Raw genomic sequence first — 17,484 nt, 5'->3', positions numbered from 1 at the left:
GCTTTTTGGTACAGCTGATTATAAGACTAGTTCTGCTTCGACAATTTCTTGGATATATCTTTGTGTATTATTCTCTGCATGCTTAAATGTAATTATGTCTAAAAGCATCGACAGTGCGCTATTCCCTAATTTTTGAGCATTAATATCCACGAATAACTCGTACTTTTCACAAGATTTATAAGACTCATATGCTTTAAAAGTTGCCATTGGAATAGGCTCTTTTCCAGCTGTTTCCCAGCCAGAACGAATCCCCCGAGCAACCAGCTGGTCAGCTATAACCACCCCATCTAATTCGGGCAATTCTAATAATTTTTCAACTAACTGATATCCTACGTTTGATAGGAATTGAAACTCATTGAATACAAGCGACTGATCCACTTCTATTCCATGCTCTTCAAGCGCTTTACGATACCCTTCATATCTTAATTCGATAAAGTTTAACGACTTCTCTCCCCCAACAAAAGCAATCTTTTTCCTGCCTTGCTTAATAATTTGAGAAGTTATTTCATATGACATGCCTTCATTGTCATTATCCACTGAGTTCACCGCCTTAATTGTTGGCGTTCCAATAACAACAAATGGAAAATTAATTTCTTTTAAGAAGTGAATAATTTTATCATTTATTTTTGAATAAAGAAAAATCAATCCATCGACTTGTTTACCAAATACCATAGTCTTAATTCGATCAAGTCTCTCATCTTCCGTATTTCCTGAACTTAAAAGTAATGTATACTTTTCTTCATTCGCCACTTCATTCATACCACGTAATACAGTTGGAAAGAATGGATTTTGATAGAATGTATCTGTATTATCTGGCAATACTAAGCCAATAATACGTGAGGTACTATTAACAAGACTTCTTGCGTTCATATTTGGATAATACTTTAATTCATCCATAATTGTTCTAACTTTTGTCTTTGTCTTTTCACTGATTGATGGGCTATTTGATATAACCCTAGAAACAGTAGAGGGAGAAACTCCTGCTACTCTAGCAACATCTTTTATTGTTACTGACATTTTTACACCTCAATCTGATAATTCGTCCCTTTTACGCAAACGATTGCGTTTTTTTAATTATACTAAAACATTGTCCTTAAAGCAATCACAGTCTGTAATAAAATATTTTAATCGCTTTCATTACGAAAACGTTTGTTTTTTATTTGTTTCTCTCTTATAATGGAATTGTATTAATTATTACATCTCCTTTTCGTTATGTAAGAGTTTTCAGTTATCTTAGCGAAAGCTTTTGCATAACGGAAAGGATACAAGAAAATTATTTTAGTAGGAGGTTATACAATTTGACACGTACAAGTGGTGTATTAATGCACATATCATCATTGCCAGGCCCTTTTGGCATTGGAACATTTGGACAATCTGCTTATGATTTTGTTGATTTTCTAAAAGAGACGAAACAAACTCATTGGCAAATTCTTCCGTTAACAACAACCAGTTACGGTGACTCGCCTTATCAGTCCTTTTCAGCTTTTGCGGGTAATACGTATTTTATAGACTATACTCTTTTGGAAGAAGATGGTTTATTAGAGAAAAATGATTATGAATCGGTCAACTTTGGAGATGATCCCGAAAAAGTGGATTATAGTTTAATTTACAAAGTTAAACGCCCTATCTTAGAAAAAGCTGTGAAACGGTTTATTGAACTGGGTGACTTTGACGATTACTACCGCTTTGAAGAAGCAAATAAGGATTGGCTCATTGATTTTAGTGAATTTATGAGTATTAAAGAAAGTTTCAATGAAGAACCTTGGTATAACTGGGACGAAGCGAGTATTAATCGAGAACCTGAAACAATGAAGGAATATCGTGAGACACTCAGTGATCAAATTAATTATCATAAAGTGACTCAATATTTATTCTTTAAACAATATAATCAATTAAAGAAATATGCGAATGATAATCACATTCAAATTGTTGGGGACATCCCTATCTACGTATCTAGAGATAGTGTAGAAATGTGGGCAACACCTCAATACTTCAAGATGAAGAACAAAGTAGAACCAACGCATGTTGCTGGAACACCGCCAGATAGCTTTTCAGATGACGGGCAATTCTGGGGGAATCCAATTTATGATTGGGAATATATGAAGGAAAATGGCTATGACTGGTGGATTTGGAGATTAAAAGAAAGCTTTAATCTATACGATGTTGTTCGTATTGACCATTTCCGTGGGTTTGAATCTTTCTGGGAAGTTCCTTACGGATCAAAATCATCGGCAGCGGGTCAATGGACAAAAGGTCCTGGCTATGACTTATTCAAACATATTACTGATGCCCTTGGTGAACTAAATATTATTGCTGAAGACTTAGGTTTCATGACTCAAGAAGTTATTGATATGCGTGATAAGACTGGTTATCCTGGTATGAAGATTTTACAATTTGGTTTTAATGGTTTCGAGGATAGTATCGAACTACCTCATAACTACATTCCGAATACTGCAGCCTATGTGGGAACGCATGATAATATGACTGCTCGTGGATGGTATGAAGATACTACGAACCAAGCAATGAGAGACCAGTTAGATTCTTACTTAAACAGACGCTCTGGAGAAAAAATCTCTGAGGCATTAAACCGTGGAATCGCTTCTTCTGTGAGTGATTTCGCCATTTACACAATGCAAGACTTACTCGATTTAGATAATAGTGCCCGAATGAATGAACCATCAACCATTGGGCATAACTGGCAATGGCGTATGTTAGACGGTGCGATTGATGAACCTATTAAAGAGTCATTAACTAAACTCACTGTCGAGTACTTCCGTGCACCTCAACAATATAACCCTGAGCAAAATGAAGAAAATACGGATGAATACGTTGAGTTGGAAGCATCAGACACTAAAGGTGAGTATCACCCAGCACCAGAATTAGATGATGTGGAAACAGATATATAAGAGTTATTAGTGTCTATTTACTTTTATAATCAGTAATATATATGTAGTACGTTACTTAAAATAAATCAACCCATAAAGGAGTTCAAAATGAGTATTTTAGAAAATTATGTTTTAGATAACTTTGATAAGCCGATTCGTGAGTGTTCGGATCAAGAGATGTATAAGGTCTTACTAGATCTTGTTCGTGACAAATCACGTGAATTACCTACAAATGATGACAAAAAGAAGAAATTATACTACTTTAGTGCGGAGTTCTTAATTGGTAAATTATTATCAACTAACCTTTTAAACTTAGGTATTTACGATGAAGTAAACAATGAGTTAATCGCCAATGGTAAAAACATCATGGACATTGAGCAAGCAGAATTAGAACCTTCATTAGGTAATGGTGGATTAGGTCGTTTAGCAGCTTGTTTTGTCGATTCAATTACAACTTTAGGTATTAATGGTGATGGTGTTGGACTGAATTATCATTTTGGTTTATTTAAACAAGTCTTTAAAGATAACCAACAAACTCAACTCCCTGATCCATGGATTACGGAAGAATCATGGTTAATCAAAAACGAAAAATCATATGAAGTGCCATTTAATAACTTTACTCTAAAATCAACTTTATATGATATCGATGTCTTAGGTTATAATAGCGATACTCGAAATCGATTACGACTGTTCGACTTAGATTCAGTAACAAGTGATATTATCGAAGAAGGAACGATTCACTTTGATAAGACTAATATCGAAGAAAACTTAACATTATTCCTATACCCTGATGATTCAGACCGTGAAGGAGAATTATTAAGAATTTTCCAACAATACTATATGGTATCGAACGGTGCGCAGTTGATTCTTGATGAAGCTGTTGCTCGTGGAAGTAATTTACACGATTTAGCAGAATATGCAGTCATTCAAATTAACGATACTCACCCTGCTTTCGTTATTCCAGAAATGATTCGTCTATTAACACAACGTGGTATTGATTTTGATGAAGCCATCCAAATCACTCAATCATTGACAGCATTCACTAACCATACAATCTTAGCTGAAGCTTTAGAAAAATGGCCAATAGATGAATTAGAACAAGTTATGCCAGAAATTGCGAACATTATCCGTGAATTAGATAATCGTAAAAAAGATGAATTCCCTAATAATCACGCCGTATCAATTATTGATGAACACGACCGTGTACATATGGCACATATGGCTATTCATTATGGTTACAGTATCAATGGAGTGGCTGCATTACATACTGAAATCTTAAAAAATTCAGAATTAAAAGCATTCTTTGATATTTATCCGAATAAATTTATTAACAAAACAAACGGTATTACGTTCCGTCGTTGGATTATGGACGCAAATAAAGAACTTGCTGACTTCATTGATGACCTTATTTCAGATGAGTGGAGAACTTCAGCGAATCTAGAACCATTATTAGACTTTAAAGATGATGAAAATGTCCTTACTAAATTGCGTGCAATAAAGTTTAATAATAAACAACGTCTAAGTCATCGATTAGAAACTATGCAAAATGTTACGATTAACGAACATTCAATTATTGATGTTCATATCAAACGTATTCATGAATACAAACGTCAACAAATGTTATTACTTTATATCATTCATAAATACAATGACATTAAGAATGGTAATATTCCAAAAACACCAATTACAATTATCTTTGGTGGTAAAGCTGCAGCAGCTTATACAATCGCAAGAGATATTATCCATGCTATCTTAACTGTATCTGAAATTATCGCCAATGATGATGAGGTCAATGAGCATTTCCAAGTAGTTATGGTAGAAAACTATAACGTAACGCATGCACAGTACTTAATTCCGGCTACAGACATTTCAGAACAAATTTCGCTCGCATCTAAAGAAGCAAGTGGAACAGGTAACATGAAATTCATGCTGAATGGTGCCTTAACATTATGTACTTTAGATGGTGCTAACGTTGAGATTGCCGATTTAGTTGGTGAGGAAAATATCTATATCTTCGGTAAACGAAGTGAGGAAATCGTAGATTTATATGCTACAAATGGTTACAACGCTCGTTCATACTATGAACGCGAAACAATTAAACCGTTAGTTGATTTCTTAATGGATCCTAAGATGCTTGAATTAGGTGACGAAGGTCGCTTATCTCGCTTACATTATGACATGATTAACAAAGATTACTTCATGGCTTTAATTGATCTTGAAGAATTCATTGAAATCAAAGAGAAAGTTTATGAAGATTACGAAGACCACGATACATGGACTCGTAAAGCATTAATAAACATTGCTAAAGCAGGATTCTTCTCTTCAGATAGAACAATTAATGAATATAACCGTGATATCTGGCATTTAGAACAAGAAATTAAAAACGTAAATTAATATAATGTTTTGATACATGAGCAAAAGGGCAATTCCGTTTGGAATTGCCCTTTTTTTGTTCAAATTAAATAACTTTACGTTCAAATGGCTCGATACTAATTCCGTCATTCAATACTTGTTTTGCATATTCTTTTGCTGCAAATAACGAGTGGTCTTTATAATTTCCACATTCGATTGCTATTGTTGCTTCAATCACATCTGCTTCAATAATTATATTTAAGACTTTCTTTAATGCTTCTGCAATCTCTTCTGGACTGTGATCATTCCAAGCAACCATGTAGAAACCAGTAAGGCAACCCATTGGCGAGATATCGATAAGACCTTCGATTTCATCACGCATATGAATTGCTAAGAAGTGCTCTAATGTATGAACAGCACTGGTTGGTAAAGTATCTTTGTTAGGTTGCAGAAATCTTAAATCATACTTCTCAATTACTGCTCCCTTTTCATGCTCTTCTTTACCCGCTAATCTTACATAAGGTGCTTTTACTTTGTTATGATCTAACGAAAAACTTTCTACTTTAGCCATTATCATTGTCCTCCTTGTTTTATATAGACGTATTCTTGTTTTCTTTCATATCATATCTTAACATAACCTAGAATAAAGGTCATTTAAGAAATATTTCAGACAAAAAAACCCAGCAAGCACCGGGGGAGATGCTTGCTGGATTCGGAGATTTTGAATGTTTTAGTTATATTATTTTCTATCTCTCCAAAGTTTTGTATCCCATAAACCACAGAATGGATCTGCTGAGCTTACACCTTTGAATTCAGATTCGCCAGCTAATTTCTTAACTAGTTCTTCCATTGTTACTAACATACCATCGTAAGTATTAATGTATGTACCTACTTGTGGAACGTCAGCTAAATCGAATGGATTTTGAACTGAAACATAAATAGTTGGAATTTCGTGTACATAGAATGGGCTATCTGGAGTACCTTTAGACGCTGGCCAAATAGTACGTTGGATAGTACCACCACTGTTAACATCTCCAACATTAATGATTAAATCATAGTTATCAGTTAAGTTAGCAATTGGTTGTTTCTGAGCATAAACGTTCGCAATAGCTGCTCCACGTTCTTCTTCAGGTAACTTCATGATTTTCTCTTGAGTTGATTCCCAAATTAAAACTTCATGTCCGCGTTCTTCTAATAATGCTTTCAATATGTCAAGTGCTTTTGGTTTATTACCAGCGATCATAGCACCGAATCCACCTTTAATACCTGATACTGGTACTAATAAGATACGTTTGTAACGTTCTGGTCTTACTGGGAATAAATCTTTTTGTTTATCTTTAACTAAAGTGATTGCTTTATCTGCAACTTCACGAACAACTTCTGTGTTAGCTTCTGTTGCGATTTTTGATAGAGCTTCTTCTTTCGGTAACATAATTTCTTCACGTGGAGTATTATGTAAACCAATTTTAGCTTTAAGACCTAAAGTACGATGAATTGCATCGCGTAAACGTTCTTCAGTTAATAGACCGTTTTCTAGTCCTTCTTTCATCCATTGGAAGTCTTCATCTGGATCATTGAAGAATAAGAATAAGTCACATCCAGCTTCAATCGCTGTTGGTCTCATCTCACGACGAGGGAATGAAGCAGTCATCGCTACCATGTGTGAAGCATCTGTTAAGATATTACTGTTTAATCCAACTTTACCACGTAATAATTCGTCTAATAAAGTCTTATTTAATGACGCTGATAAGAAATTATCTTCGTCACGTTCTGGGTGTAATGCCTTTTCTTATTCTGGTAAGTGAATATGTTCAGGAGGGAACTGTCTAGATAATGCACCGGTGGAAAACTTTTTTGGTTTATTGAAGCAAGAAATGTACTGCGGTGAAACAATTGAAAGTATCGGGGAGTTAGAAGCACGAATCAGATCATATATTTACTGGTACAATCACGAATGTATTAATACAAAATTAAACGGCTTGTCACCTATTCAATATAGGTGACAAGCCACTTAGAAAAATATTCGATTAAAGTCCATTTTTAAGGGTCACTACATTCAGTGGTGTTTTTCAAGTTTGTCTACTTTTTATTCTTTTTTCAAGTTGTTTTTCTTATTTTGTGATAAACTTCTGCGGTTCGTTACAATATGAATTCGCATCACATCTTCCGCTAAAATCGGATCCCTACTTTTAATTGCATCCATAATCTCTCTATGCGATACAATCGTTTCCTCTTTGATTCGGTTACTTGTGTAGTAATCATAATAACGAGAAATCGATTGATTAATTATCGAAACTAAGTTTGACATAGCTACGTTGCCACTCATTTCAGAAACTAACTTGTGAAATTCAATATCCTTCTCAATATGCTCATCACTAAATGCGCCAATTTTTTCTTCGATTTCCAAACGTATTTTGTCTAATTCTTCAATTTGCTCGTCTGTTGCATTTGTCGCTGCCAGACCAGCAACACGTGGTTCTAGAAGATACCTAATCTCAAATAAGTCTTCTGTTAGTTTAAGTGTATCTTTTACAAAGCTAAATCCCAGTGGATCATCAACGATTCCTGTATTCTCACTAACATAAGTTCCTGAGCCTTGTCTGACTTCAAGAATATTACGTGATACAAGCGTACGAACAGCTTCTCTTAATGTACTTCGCCCGACATTCACTTCTTCTGCTAACTTATATTCGTTCGGAAGTTTATCTCCTGTGGATAAGTTATTCGTAATAATGTAGTTTAAGATAGACTCACTTGTTTGTTCAATTAAAGACTTAGCAGTCCCTTCCATATTCTTTCCTCCATATCATCTGATGTCTTCTATCATATATTACACTTTTTTTACGTTTTTGCAAATGCTTTCAGTGTTTTTTTATCGGCTTCACATCATTTTATATCATATATGTATAGAGTATTTTGGATTTCTTTACGCATATCCTTTGAGCGCCATTCTTTTACATAACCCAGTGAATTCGTTATGTAAAGCGTTCCTTCCCTCTCAACTTCTCCTCTAAAATGAACATGACCCATAATACTTTTCTCGATGGGGTAATTTTCATATAAGGATAGTAAATCATCTGTAGCAATATAAGCATTAAAAAAATCGAAGACTCTATGAGGTAATGGCATCGTAAATTCTGGAATAGTAATCATATGAGTGACTAAAATGTAGCTTTCAGCTTGTAGTTTTTGGATATCTTTTTCGATGATTTCTGCAAAGTATTTCGACATTTCTGGATCTTCTTTTGGCCATTGGATATATTTCTTATCCTGCCAAGTTACACCTTTATAGCGCCCTTTTTTAATTTTGTCTAAGCTAAATTTTTCTTTATTGTATTTCACATAATTGTACCAAGCTGTATGACCAACTAGACCAACATTATTATTCAACATGATTGGTGATTCGATGAGACATTGAGGATGTTCTTTGTATTGTTTATAGATGTTCATCGTATTTATATCTGCTTTATCTGATGCTCGGTCCCATAAATCATGATTGCCAGGAATAAAATACACTTGAATATTAGTTTGACTTTGTAGTTTTTCAACAACATCCGTTGTTGTCTTGTAACTATTCGTAATATCTCCACCGATAACTAGCGTCTCTATGGTATTCTTCTTAATTATTTCTGACATGGTGTCTAAATAATCTTGTACTTCATAAGTAAAATTATCAACATGTAAATCGGATATAAAACCTATGCGCATGCTTCATTCGCCTCCCTCTCAACAATTTGATAGAATCAAAAAAACGGTTCTTTTTGATATATACATGCTCTATTAAAGCACAGTATATAACAAATTTAGAACCGTTTCCTAATTATTTCTTTGTTATTTTAATTTGATTGTGGCAACTAAATCACCTTTAGATACCGTTCCACTTGCTTTTACATCGATATTTTCAATCACTTCTGCGCCGTTTGTAAACACAATAATCATGTCTTTATCTTTATCATTTGCTTCGAGTTCAGATAAATTAACGTCTGCTATATCGTCACCTTTTGAAACTTGAGTATTCTCATTTACATGAATGGTAAATGGCTTACCTTCTAGAGAAACTGTGTCGATTCCCATATGTAGTAATATTTCTAATTCACCGACTGTGAAACTCACCGCATGTTTTGTTGGGAAAATGTTGTCTACTTGTCCATCTACGGGTGAACTGATTGTACCATTATTCGGTCTAATCGCAAAGCCGTCTCCCATCATCTTTTGAGCAAAAACTTCATCTTGTACATCTTCAATATTGACAAATTCCCCGTCACACATTGCATAGACATTAACTTCTTTTACTACTTCTTTTTTATCTTTCTTCTTAAAAAAATTAAACATAGATCTTTAGCTCCTATTGTTATTCACTTTAATTATACGATTAAAGCGCTCTATTACAAAATAATATCACTTAGGGTAATTTTCTCCCGCCACTTTTATAAACGTCATACCATTCTTGCTTAGTCAAATTAATTGAAAAAGCCTCACTCATATCTTTAATACGTTTAGGTGACATCGACCCAGCAATCGTCTGCATTTTAGCTGGATGACGATTAATCCAGGCAATCACAATCGCTTCTAGTGACACGTTATAGTGTTCAGCTAAATTTTTCATCACCTTAGTCATTTCTTGATAATCAGGATGATTAATAAATAATCCTTCACTCAATGAAACTTGAAACGGCGACCACGGTTGAATCGTAATATCATTTAAGCGGCAATACTCAAGAATGCTTCCATCATGATTAACTGACAAGTCATTCGTCATATTCACATTAAATCCTGCATCAATCATGGGTGTATGAGCGGGTCCAAATTGTAATTGATTGGCAAGAAGTGGACGCTTCAAGTGTTTTTGTAATAACTTGATTTGCCCAGGGTTTTGGTTTGAAACACCAAAATATCTCACTTTACCACTCATATATAATACATCAAATGCTTCTGCCACTTCTTCTGGCTCCATTAAGGTATCGGGTCTATGAAGTAATAGCATATCTAAGTATTCTGTATCCAATCTTTCTAAGATACCGTCTGTCGCCTTCAAAATATGATCTTTTGAGAAATCAAAGTAGCCATCACGAATACCTACTTTAGATTGTAGTATAATATCTTCTCGTCTAACTTCTGAATCTTTAAGTGCTTGGGCGAACAGTATTTCCGATTGACCTTTTCCATAAATATCTGCGTGATCAAAGAGTGTAATTCCTTGTTCAAAGGCCGTATTAATGACTTCAACAGCTTTCTCTTTGGATTCATCTGCCATTCTCATACAACCTAAGCCTAATTGACTGGCTGACAGTTGTGAAGATCCTATCTTAATCTTTTCCATTACAATCCACCTTTATATTTATTGCTTATATTTTAGTTCTCCATTTAAAAATGTTGCTTTTAATTCTAGGTCTTCTCCTACAATTATAAAGTCAGCATCTAAACCTGCTTTAATTTGGCCGCATACATCATCGATATCGACTGACTTAGCTGGGGAGTAAGATGCCATTCTTAAAGCATCTGCTTGAGACACAATGCCCCATTCAAACATATTCCGTACACTTTCATTTAAGCGAAGAATCGATCCAGCTAGATTCCCACCATCTTTCAGGCGAGCTTGTCCGTCTTTTACTACGACTTCAAGTTCCCCTAACATTGATTCACCGTCACCTAAGCCTCCTGCACGCATACAATCTGTTACAAGGACCGTTTCTTTAGGTCCGCGAGCTTTAACTACGACTTGAGCTGCTCCTGGGTGAACATGATGCCCATCACTAATTAATTCTGCGAAGACATTATCTAAGCCTAGTGCTGCCCCAACCATTCCAGGATTACGATGATGAAGTCCACTCATGGCATTGTAAGTATGAACAAATATATTTGCTCCAGCGTCCACGGCTTCTTTCGCTTCTTCATAACTAGCATCACTGTGAGCTAAAGCTGTTTTTACGCCAATTGTGTTTGCGAACTTGATAAATTCTTTTACTCCATCACGTTCCGGTGCAATCGCAATCTTCTTAACTAAGTCTTTCGATAAGTCATTCCAATGTTTTAACTTTTCAATCGATGGATCACTCATATAAGCTAAGTTTTGAGCGCCTTTATACTTTTCAGTAAAGAATGGTCCTTCTAGAAAAATACCGCGTATCTTTGCGCCTGCCACATCTTCATAGTTGTCTCCGATTGTTTGGCATACGTCGTTTAACTGCTCTGTTGGCGCTGTTAACGTCGTAGGTAGCCATGATGTCACACCACACGCTAGCAGTGCTTCTGATATCTCTTTAATCCCTTTGAAATCATTATCCATCACATCATGTCCCACATACCCATGGATATGTGTATCCACAAGCCCGGGTGCAATCGTATCTTCAGAATAATCTAAGATGTCGCCATCCGTTGGTTTCTCTAATGTTATCCCATTGAACTTGCCATCTTCTATAGCTAAGTAGCCATCTTCAATGACTTCGTCGGTTAAAATTATTTTTTTAGCGTGTACATATTGTGTCATGTATTTCAACTCTTCCCTTTTCAATTTACTTATATGATTATCATACCATTTTTTCGATTGAAAATGCCTTTATTTTACATCTATTTATAATAAAACACTCGTTAAAGAATGTATCGGTGACAACTTGTAATTGTGTCAATCATTCATTCAACGAGTGTAAATCTTTTATTTTTTAATTACTTCTTCTGTGTCTACATCAAAGAAATGACCTTTATTCATATTGAAAGCGAGTTCTACCGTTTCGCCAGGTCCATGAGTATCACGTGCGTCTACACGGGCAACAAACGTTGTATCTCCTACTTTCGAGTGAAGCATTGTCTCAGACCCCATTAACTCAGACACTACAACTTCAGCGTTAACACGTGCTTCAGAGTGTAAGTCTAGTGCCACTTGCTCTGCATTAATGTCTTCTGGACGAATACCGAATACGACATCTTTTCCTTCGTAGCCTTTCTCTTCTAATAGACGACGAGCAGGTTCGTATACTTCAACATCAATTTCTTTACCATCTGTGATACGTCCATTTGAATAAGTTACATTAAAGAAGTTCATTGCAGGTGATCCCATAAAACCTGCTACGAACATGTTCACTGGACGATCATATACTTCTCTTGGTGAACCAATTTGTTGAATAATCCCACGGTCCATGATGACAATGCGTGTTGCTAAAGTCATCGCTTCCGTTTGGTCATGGGTAACGTATATCGTAGTTGTGTTTAATGTGTTATGTAGTCTAGCGATTTCAGTACGCATTTGAACACGTAATTTCGCATCTAAGTTTGATAATGGCTCATCCATCAAGAACACTTTTGCGTCACGAACAATCGCACGCCCTAGTGCCACACGTTGTCTTTGTCCACCAGACAAAGCTGCTGGTTTACGCTCTAAGAACTCTGTTAAACCTAAAGTTTCAGCTGCTGAATCGACACGCTTTTTGATTTCGTCTTTTGAGTATTTACGTAATTTTAAACCATAAGCCATATTATCAAATACAGTCATATGTGGATAAAGAGCGTAGTTTTGGAACACCATTGCGATGTTTCTATCTTTTGGCTCAACATCATTCATCACTTCTTCATCGATAACTAGCTCGCCTTTTGTAATGTCTTCAAGGCCAGCAATCATTCTAAGTGTTGTTGATTTCCCACATCCTGATGGTCCGACAAAGACGATAAACTCTTTATCATCGATTTCTAAATTAAAATCAGAAACAGAATAAGTATCATTTCCTGGGTATTGTTTATAAATATTATTTAAATTTATTTTAACCATTATAGTATAGCTCCTTTATTTTTTAGTAGTAGCAATCCATTATTATCCTTTATTTGTTTTGTACATAATGTTCATTAAAGTGTGTTTTCCAATAAACCCACATTAACATGAGAACAAACAATAATCCTTGAACCGTCAACATGGTTGTTGGATTTCCACTGACTAAACCAATCACCATAGCCATGACAGTTGGTAACCCTAAACAATTTAAGACGATCGTTAAAGCTTCAGAAAACGAATTAATATCGTACATATCATTTTTTCGCATAAAGGATAAGAAGAAACTTGATCCTAATACTAAGAATAGCAGACTCACTATTATTAGAACACTTAATTGAATATAATTTGTTAAGATAATCGATGTTCGATTACTCCAAAACCATTGTTGTGACATCAATTCTTTTAAATTCTCTACGTCTTCAACTTCATTCATCGGCTTGTCACCTGTATAAGGTTGATAAAACAGAGATGAGATGTCTTCACCAAAGATAGTCTGATCAGAAGTATAAATAATACCTCCTCGATCACTCAATAATGTTTCAGCTGCTTCGATTGAAGGTGTTAAGCCAATAATGAATTCATCATTTTCTTTAATGATCTTATCTTCAGTAATCATAAGATTTGTTCCGCTATTACCAAGAGTATTTAACTCTTGAACGACTGATTCGTCGATATAATCCATCACTTCAGGCACATAGTTTGTTAAGTATGCGCTAGTTGTTCTACCCAACTGTAATGATAAAGGTATCATCATTAACGAAGCGAGCAGAATCATGACAACTAACTTTTGCCAGTGTATTAAATACTGTCTATGTGTAAAACTTTTTACTGCAGAGAATGCAGTTAAAAAATAATTGATTGGAAATACATGCGCCATATAAATCATTCCTTATCTAACCTTTAGTACCGCCACTCGTTAATCCAGATACAAAATTCTTTTGTAACATAAAGAATAGAATGGAGATTGGAACCGCAATTAAGATTGCACCAGCGGCAAATAGTGCGACACGTTGATTTCGTGTGTCATTAATAAAAGTTTGTAAACCAACAGCGACCGTATATGATTCTTGACTTCTTAATAAGAATCTAGCTAACATGAAATCCCCGAAAGGTCCCATGAATGCCCATAAAGCTTGAACGGCGATCATAGGTCTAACCAGTGGTGTTACAATCTCCCAGAACGTTCTAATATGTCCGGCACCGTCAATTTTTGCGGATTCATCTAAGTCATAAGGTACTGTATCAAAGTATCCTTTCATTAAGTAAGTATTCATTGGAATACCTCCACCAATATAAAGGAATGAAAGGAACCAAAATTCATTAATCGCATCTAATAAGAAAGCCATGACGAAGAAGGCTGTTAAAGCTGCGGTTGTTGGAACCATTTGGATAATTAAAAACATCATTAAACTATTTTTTCGTCCCATAAAACGGTAACGACTGTATGCGTAACCTGCTAAAGTAACAATGGTTACTTGAACAATCATTGTACTGAAGGCTACGATTAATGTGTTGACATACCATCTACCATACATCGTCTCATCGAATAATCGTCTAAAGTTATCTAACGTCCATGTTGCATTTAAATCTAATGAGAAGGACGTGATATTACCTGCCTGAAAGGCTGAACTCGCTGTTACTAAAAGCGGGTACATGATAATAATCGATAAGACAATCATAAATAAATACGTTAAGATCTGTCCGATGAGTCTTTTTGCTTTCGCTGAACCTTTCTTCTTCATAATTATTCATCCTCCATGTTAAATGCATTTGTCCGTTTAAATACAATCAACGTCACACCAATAACGATAAATGATACGATGATTGTTAAAGCAGCTGCAAGTGAATATTGAGGGGAGTTATTCGTCGTCAGCTTGAATATCCAAGAAATTAAGATATCCGTCTGTCCGGCCCCGCCACCCGCACTTCCGGGTCCACCATCATTAAATAGATAGATCATAGTGAAGTTATTAAAATTCCCAGTATATTGAGTGACGAATACTGGAGCTGCTACAGCAAAGACTGTTGGCATTGTGATGTCACGGAAACGTCTAATAGCTCCAGCGCCATCAATTTTGGCTGCTTCATATAAATCTTCAGGAATCGCTTGTAAAATACTTGTCGTCATAACGTAAATATAAGGGAAACCTAACCAACCTTGAATCATAATAATTGCAACTTTGGTCCAATAAGGATCTGTCTTCCAAGCAATTCGTCCGATATCCATGAATGGGATAAAGTTATTTAGAAACGGAATAACTTGGGTGTTAATGGCTCCAACTGAATCGTTAAACATATTCGAGAATGACATAATTGTAATGAACGCAGGCACAGCCCACGGTAATAAGAAAATAACCCCAAAAATACGTTTACCTTTAATGAACGGTTGGTTAGCAATGACTGCTGTGAACACTCCTAAAACAATTTGTAATGTAGTCGCACATAGCGTCCAAATAATTGTCCAAGAGAATACCGATGTGAATGCATCACGGAAAGTACTTAAAGTGAATATATTAAGAAAGTTTTCTAAACCTACCCAACTTAATAATTTTGCCGGTGGCATATTCATAATACTGTAGTCCATGAATGCCATAAATATCGTTACGAGAACTGGGAATATAATTGCAAAGATCATTGCTAAGTATGCCGGTACAATTAATAAATATGGAAATCCATTTTTATATACATTATTAAAAAGTTCACGGAAAGTTTTATTTACGTGAATACCAGAGTTCCAGTGTGACGCCACTTTCTTCGCATCATAAATATTGAATACGTAGAAAAATAAAAATATGATAGTAACTAATACTTGTAGTGTTCCTCGAATCATCATAAATAATGAATGATCTTCCATCGGAGTTGTTCCAAGCGTTACTAAATCATATATGGCTTGAATTCCAAAAACATTTAATTCATAAACGAATAAAATTGCTACAGCTAAAAATAAGATACCTTTGATAATTTGCTTATTATAAAGTTGCCCAAGACCTGGGATAATTGACAAGGCAGCTGCCAATTTCTCATTTTTAATTGACTTTTTTTCTACTTCCATCATAAAGCCTCCTCTAATACTTCCCAAACTAATGATTAAAAAATCTGGCTGGCGTAGGCCAACCAGACATTGTTAGTTAATTTCAGTATTAATAATTTTGTTGAATTGTTTGCGTAATTAACTCAACTGCATCGTTTGCCGATTCTTCTGCAGTTTTAGTTCCGGAAGCTGCATCAAACATTAAACTTTCAGCTCCTACCCATACCTCGGCCATTTGAGGGATATTTGGCATTGGTACTGCGTTTTCATATACTTCAATTACAGCTGCTGTTAACTCGCTGTCTGATTGAGCTGCTTGCTCACGAGCTACTTGGTTCGCAGGAATTTCGCCTAAGCGTTCGTACATAATTGTTTGTTGCTCTTCACTAGTTACCCAGTTTAAGAACTCTTGTGCTAATTCAGTTTTTTCAGTAAAGGCTGAGACTGCCCATGCTTTCCCTCCACCAAATGGTTTGTATTCTTCACCATTAGGTAATGTTGGGATTGTTGTAGTAGCATAAGGAATTCCAGAGTTATTGAAATCATTTGCCATCCAAGGTCCAGTAATTACTGCAGCAGTATTACCTTCCATGAATGATTGGTTAATGAAGTCTGTAGCACTAGTTACGTCTAACATACCTTGTGGCCAAGTGTTTTGGTACCAGTTTGTTGCGTATTCAATAGCTTCGATAGCGCCTTCATTATTTAATCCAATGTCTTCAGTATTTGTTCCATCTTCACCAAATACATATCCACCGTAACCAGCCAATAGACCATAAGTCATATAGAAGTCAACCCAGTTAGTTAAGAAGCCAACGTTACGTCCTTCTTCATCTTCAAATGCGAAACGCTCATCTTGAGAAATCGCTTCTAATTCTTCAAATGTTTCAGGGGCAGCATCTAATAATTCTGTATTGTAGAACATTACTAATGTTTCAATAACAGTTGGCGCTCCATAAATTTGACCGTCCATAGTTACTTGTTGCTGATCTGTCTCATTGTAGCCAGCATCCTCATTCAGAGTCACAGGTTGGATTAAACCTTGCATACCTAATGAACCAATACGGTCATAAGGTGCGATAACTACGTCCGCTCCTGTTCCAGCAGGTCCATCTAATGCTAAACCATCTAATACTTCGAACATATCTGTGTCCCAAACTTCAACACTTACACCATGCTCTTCTTCAAAAGCTTCGATATTTTCAATAACATAGTCATAATGACCAGCGGCAGAGATAATGAGTGTTTCCTCTTGTGCTAATACTTCCTGTGCAGGTAGTAATACACTTGCAGCGACAGATGCTCCTAGAATTGCAGTTGTAGCACCAGTAACAATTTTTTTCCAATCAAATTTCATTGATTTTCCTCCTATTTTTGCGTTTGTGTAAACGCTTTAATTACTACAATTATAATACCGCAATCGTTTGCATTAATCAAGCGTTTTCAACTAAAAAATT

General features: G+C 35.6%; 14 protein-coding genes and 2 pseudogenes. 3 read left to right on the top strand and 13 right to left on the bottom strand.

Features of this window, described 5'->3' with window-relative positions; genetic code table 11:
- Positions 1 to 18: 18 nt before the first annotated feature.
- Positions 19 to 1,017 carry a LacI family DNA-binding transcriptional regulator gene (locus tag ACEN4N_RS05535; RefSeq protein WP_407089883.1) on the bottom strand — a complete coding sequence of 333 codons (999 nt, stop codon included), beginning with the start codon at positions 1,015 to 1,017 and terminating at the stop codon, positions 19 to 21.
- Positions 1,018 to 1,262: 245 nt separating this feature from the next.
- Here ACEN4N_RS05535 and malQ point away from each other — a divergent pair, with 245 nt between their 5' ends.
- On the top strand, positions 1,263 to 2,906 hold the full coding sequence (malQ, locus tag ACEN4N_RS05530) for a 4-alpha-glucanotransferase (protein ID WP_407093841.1): 1,644 nt from the start codon (positions 1,263 to 1,265) through the stop codon (positions 2,904 to 2,906).
- An 87-nt stretch (positions 2,907 to 2,993) separates the two neighbouring features.
- On the top strand, positions 2,994 to 5,279 hold the full coding sequence (locus ACEN4N_RS05525) for a glycogen/starch/alpha-glucan phosphorylase (protein WP_407093838.1): 2,286 nt from the start codon (positions 2,994 to 2,996) through the stop codon (positions 5,277 to 5,279).
- Between the two features lie 64 nt (positions 5,280 to 5,343).
- On the opposite strand, the gene ACEN4N_RS05520 is transcribed toward ACEN4N_RS05525, so the two are convergent.
- Positions 5,344 to 5,808 (bottom strand): S-ribosylhomocysteine lyase, encoded by a 465-nt coding sequence (locus ACEN4N_RS05520; protein ID WP_407093837.1) that lies wholly within the window; start codon positions 5,806 to 5,808, stop codon positions 5,344 to 5,346.
- A gap of 168 nt (positions 5,809 to 5,976) precedes the next feature.
- Positions 5,977 to 7,047 (bottom strand): annotated as a pseudogene (locus tag ACEN4N_RS05515) (glycoside hydrolase family 3 N-terminal domain-containing protein); the annotation flags it as partial.
- 7 nt (positions 7,048 to 7,054) lie between these two features.
- Here ACEN4N_RS05515 and ACEN4N_RS05510 point away from each other — a divergent pair.
- Positions 7,055 to 7,240 (top strand): annotated as a pseudogene (locus ACEN4N_RS05510) (IS3 family transposase); the annotation flags it as partial.
- A gap of 83 nt (positions 7,241 to 7,323) precedes the next feature.
- On the opposite strand, the gene ACEN4N_RS05505 reads toward ACEN4N_RS05510, so the two are convergent.
- The 10 genes from ACEN4N_RS05505 to ACEN4N_RS05460 all read right to left on the bottom strand — a co-directional run bounded on the left by ACEN4N_RS05505 (position 7,324) and on the right by ACEN4N_RS05460 (position 17,384).
- Positions 7,324 to 8,028: a FadR/GntR family transcriptional regulator gene (locus tag ACEN4N_RS05505; protein WP_407093836.1), complete on the bottom strand. Its 705-nt coding sequence runs from the start codon at positions 8,026 to 8,028 to the stop codon at positions 7,324 to 7,326.
- Between the two features lie 95 nt (positions 8,029 to 8,123).
- Positions 8,124 to 8,945, bottom strand: coding sequence for a metallophosphoesterase (locus ACEN4N_RS05500; RefSeq protein ID WP_407093835.1), 822 nt, complete (start codon positions 8,943 to 8,945; stop codon positions 8,124 to 8,126).
- A 123-nt stretch (positions 8,946 to 9,068) separates the two neighbouring features.
- On the bottom strand, positions 9,069 to 9,569 hold the full coding sequence (locus ACEN4N_RS05495; RefSeq protein WP_407093834.1) for a PTS glucose transporter subunit IIA: 501 nt from the start codon (positions 9,567 to 9,569) through the stop codon (positions 9,069 to 9,071).
- A gap of 70 nt (positions 9,570 to 9,639) precedes the next feature.
- Entirely contained in the window at positions 9,640 to 10,557 is a 918-nt protein-coding gene (locus tag ACEN4N_RS05490; RefSeq protein ID WP_407093833.1) for an aldo/keto reductase family oxidoreductase, read from the bottom strand.
- An 18-nt stretch (positions 10,558 to 10,575) separates the two neighbouring features.
- On the bottom strand, positions 10,576 to 11,724 hold the full coding sequence (gene nagA, locus ACEN4N_RS05485) for an N-acetylglucosamine-6-phosphate deacetylase (protein WP_138405113.1): 1,149 nt from the start codon (positions 11,722 to 11,724) through the stop codon (positions 10,576 to 10,578).
- Positions 11,725 to 11,889: 165 nt separating this feature from the next.
- A complete protein-coding gene (locus tag ACEN4N_RS05480; RefSeq protein WP_138405112.1) occupies positions 11,890 to 12,996 on the bottom strand; it encodes an ABC transporter ATP-binding protein in 1,107 nt (368 codons plus the stop codon).
- 49 nt (positions 12,997 to 13,045) lie between these two features.
- Entirely contained in the window at positions 13,046 to 13,873 is an 828-nt protein-coding gene (locus ACEN4N_RS05475) for a hypothetical protein (protein ID WP_407093832.1), read from the bottom strand.
- A 16-nt stretch (positions 13,874 to 13,889) separates the two neighbouring features.
- Positions 13,890 to 14,738 carry a sugar ABC transporter permease gene (locus ACEN4N_RS05470; protein ID WP_138405110.1) on the bottom strand — a complete coding sequence of 283 codons (849 nt, stop codon included), beginning with the start codon at positions 14,736 to 14,738 and terminating at the stop codon, positions 13,890 to 13,892.
- Between the two features lie 2 nt (positions 14,739 to 14,740).
- On the bottom strand, positions 14,741 to 16,048 hold the full coding sequence (locus tag ACEN4N_RS05465; RefSeq protein ID WP_407089912.1) for a carbohydrate ABC transporter permease: 1,308 nt from the start codon (positions 16,046 to 16,048) through the stop codon (positions 14,741 to 14,743).
- Between the two features lie 88 nt (positions 16,049 to 16,136).
- A complete protein-coding gene (locus tag ACEN4N_RS05460) occupies positions 16,137 to 17,384 on the bottom strand; it encodes an extracellular solute-binding protein (RefSeq protein WP_138405108.1) in 1,248 nt (415 codons plus the stop codon).
- Positions 17,385 to 17,484: the final 100 nt, after the last annotated feature.

It is taken from the genome of Ruoffia sp. FAM 20857, from assembly GCF_045528645.1.
GTDB classification, from domain to species: Bacteria; Bacillota; Bacilli; order Lactobacillales; family Aerococcaceae; genus Ruoffia; species Ruoffia halotolerans.
This window is presented reverse-complemented; position numbering and strand designations above follow the sequence as displayed.

Excerpts from the sequence above, each read along its gene's own strand:
- ACEN4N_RS05535 (WP_407089883.1), bottom strand. The coding sequence starts at position 1,017 with ATGTCAGTAACAATAAAAGATGTTGCTAGAGTAGCAGGAGTTTCTCCC.
- ACEN4N_RS05525 (WP_407093838.1), top strand. The coding sequence starts at position 2,994 with ATGAGTATTTTAGAAAATTATGTTTTAGATAACTTTGATAAGCCGATT.
- ACEN4N_RS05520 (WP_407093837.1), bottom strand. The coding sequence starts at position 5,808 with ATGGCTAAAGTAGAAAGTTTTTCGTTAGATCATAACAAAGTAAAAGCA.
- ACEN4N_RS05505 (WP_407093836.1), bottom strand. The coding sequence starts at position 8,028 with ATGGAAGGGACTGCTAAGTCTTTAATTGAACAAACAAGTGAGTCTATC.
- ACEN4N_RS05500 (WP_407093835.1), bottom strand. The coding sequence starts at position 8,945 with ATGCGCATAGGTTTTATATCCGATTTACATGTTGATAATTTTACTTAT.
- ACEN4N_RS05495 (WP_407093834.1), bottom strand. The coding sequence starts at position 9,569 with ATGTTTAATTTTTTTAAGAAGAAAGATAAAAAAGAAGTAGTAAAAGAA.
- ACEN4N_RS05490 (WP_407093833.1), bottom strand. The coding sequence starts at position 10,557 with ATGGAAAAGATTAAGATAGGATCTTCACAACTGTCAGCCAGTCAATTA.
- nagA (WP_138405113.1), bottom strand. The coding sequence starts at position 11,724 with ATGACACAATATGTACACGCTAAAAAAATAATTTTAACCGACGAAGTC.
- ACEN4N_RS05480 (WP_138405112.1), bottom strand. The coding sequence starts at position 12,996 with ATGGTTAAAATAAATTTAAATAATATTTATAAACAATACCCAGGAAAT.
- ACEN4N_RS05475 (WP_407093832.1), bottom strand. The coding sequence starts at position 13,873 with ATGGCGCATGTATTTCCAATCAATTATTTTTTAACTGCATTCTCTGCA.
- ACEN4N_RS05470 (WP_138405110.1), bottom strand. The coding sequence starts at position 14,738 with ATGAAGAAGAAAGGTTCAGCGAAAGCAAAAAGACTCATCGGACAGATC.
- ACEN4N_RS05465 (WP_407089912.1), bottom strand. The coding sequence starts at position 16,048 with ATGGAAGTAGAAAAAAAGTCAATTAAAAATGAGAAATTGGCAGCTGCC.
- ACEN4N_RS05460 (WP_138405108.1), bottom strand. The coding sequence starts at position 17,384 with ATGAAATTTGATTGGAAAAAAATTGTTACTGGTGCTACAACTGCAATT.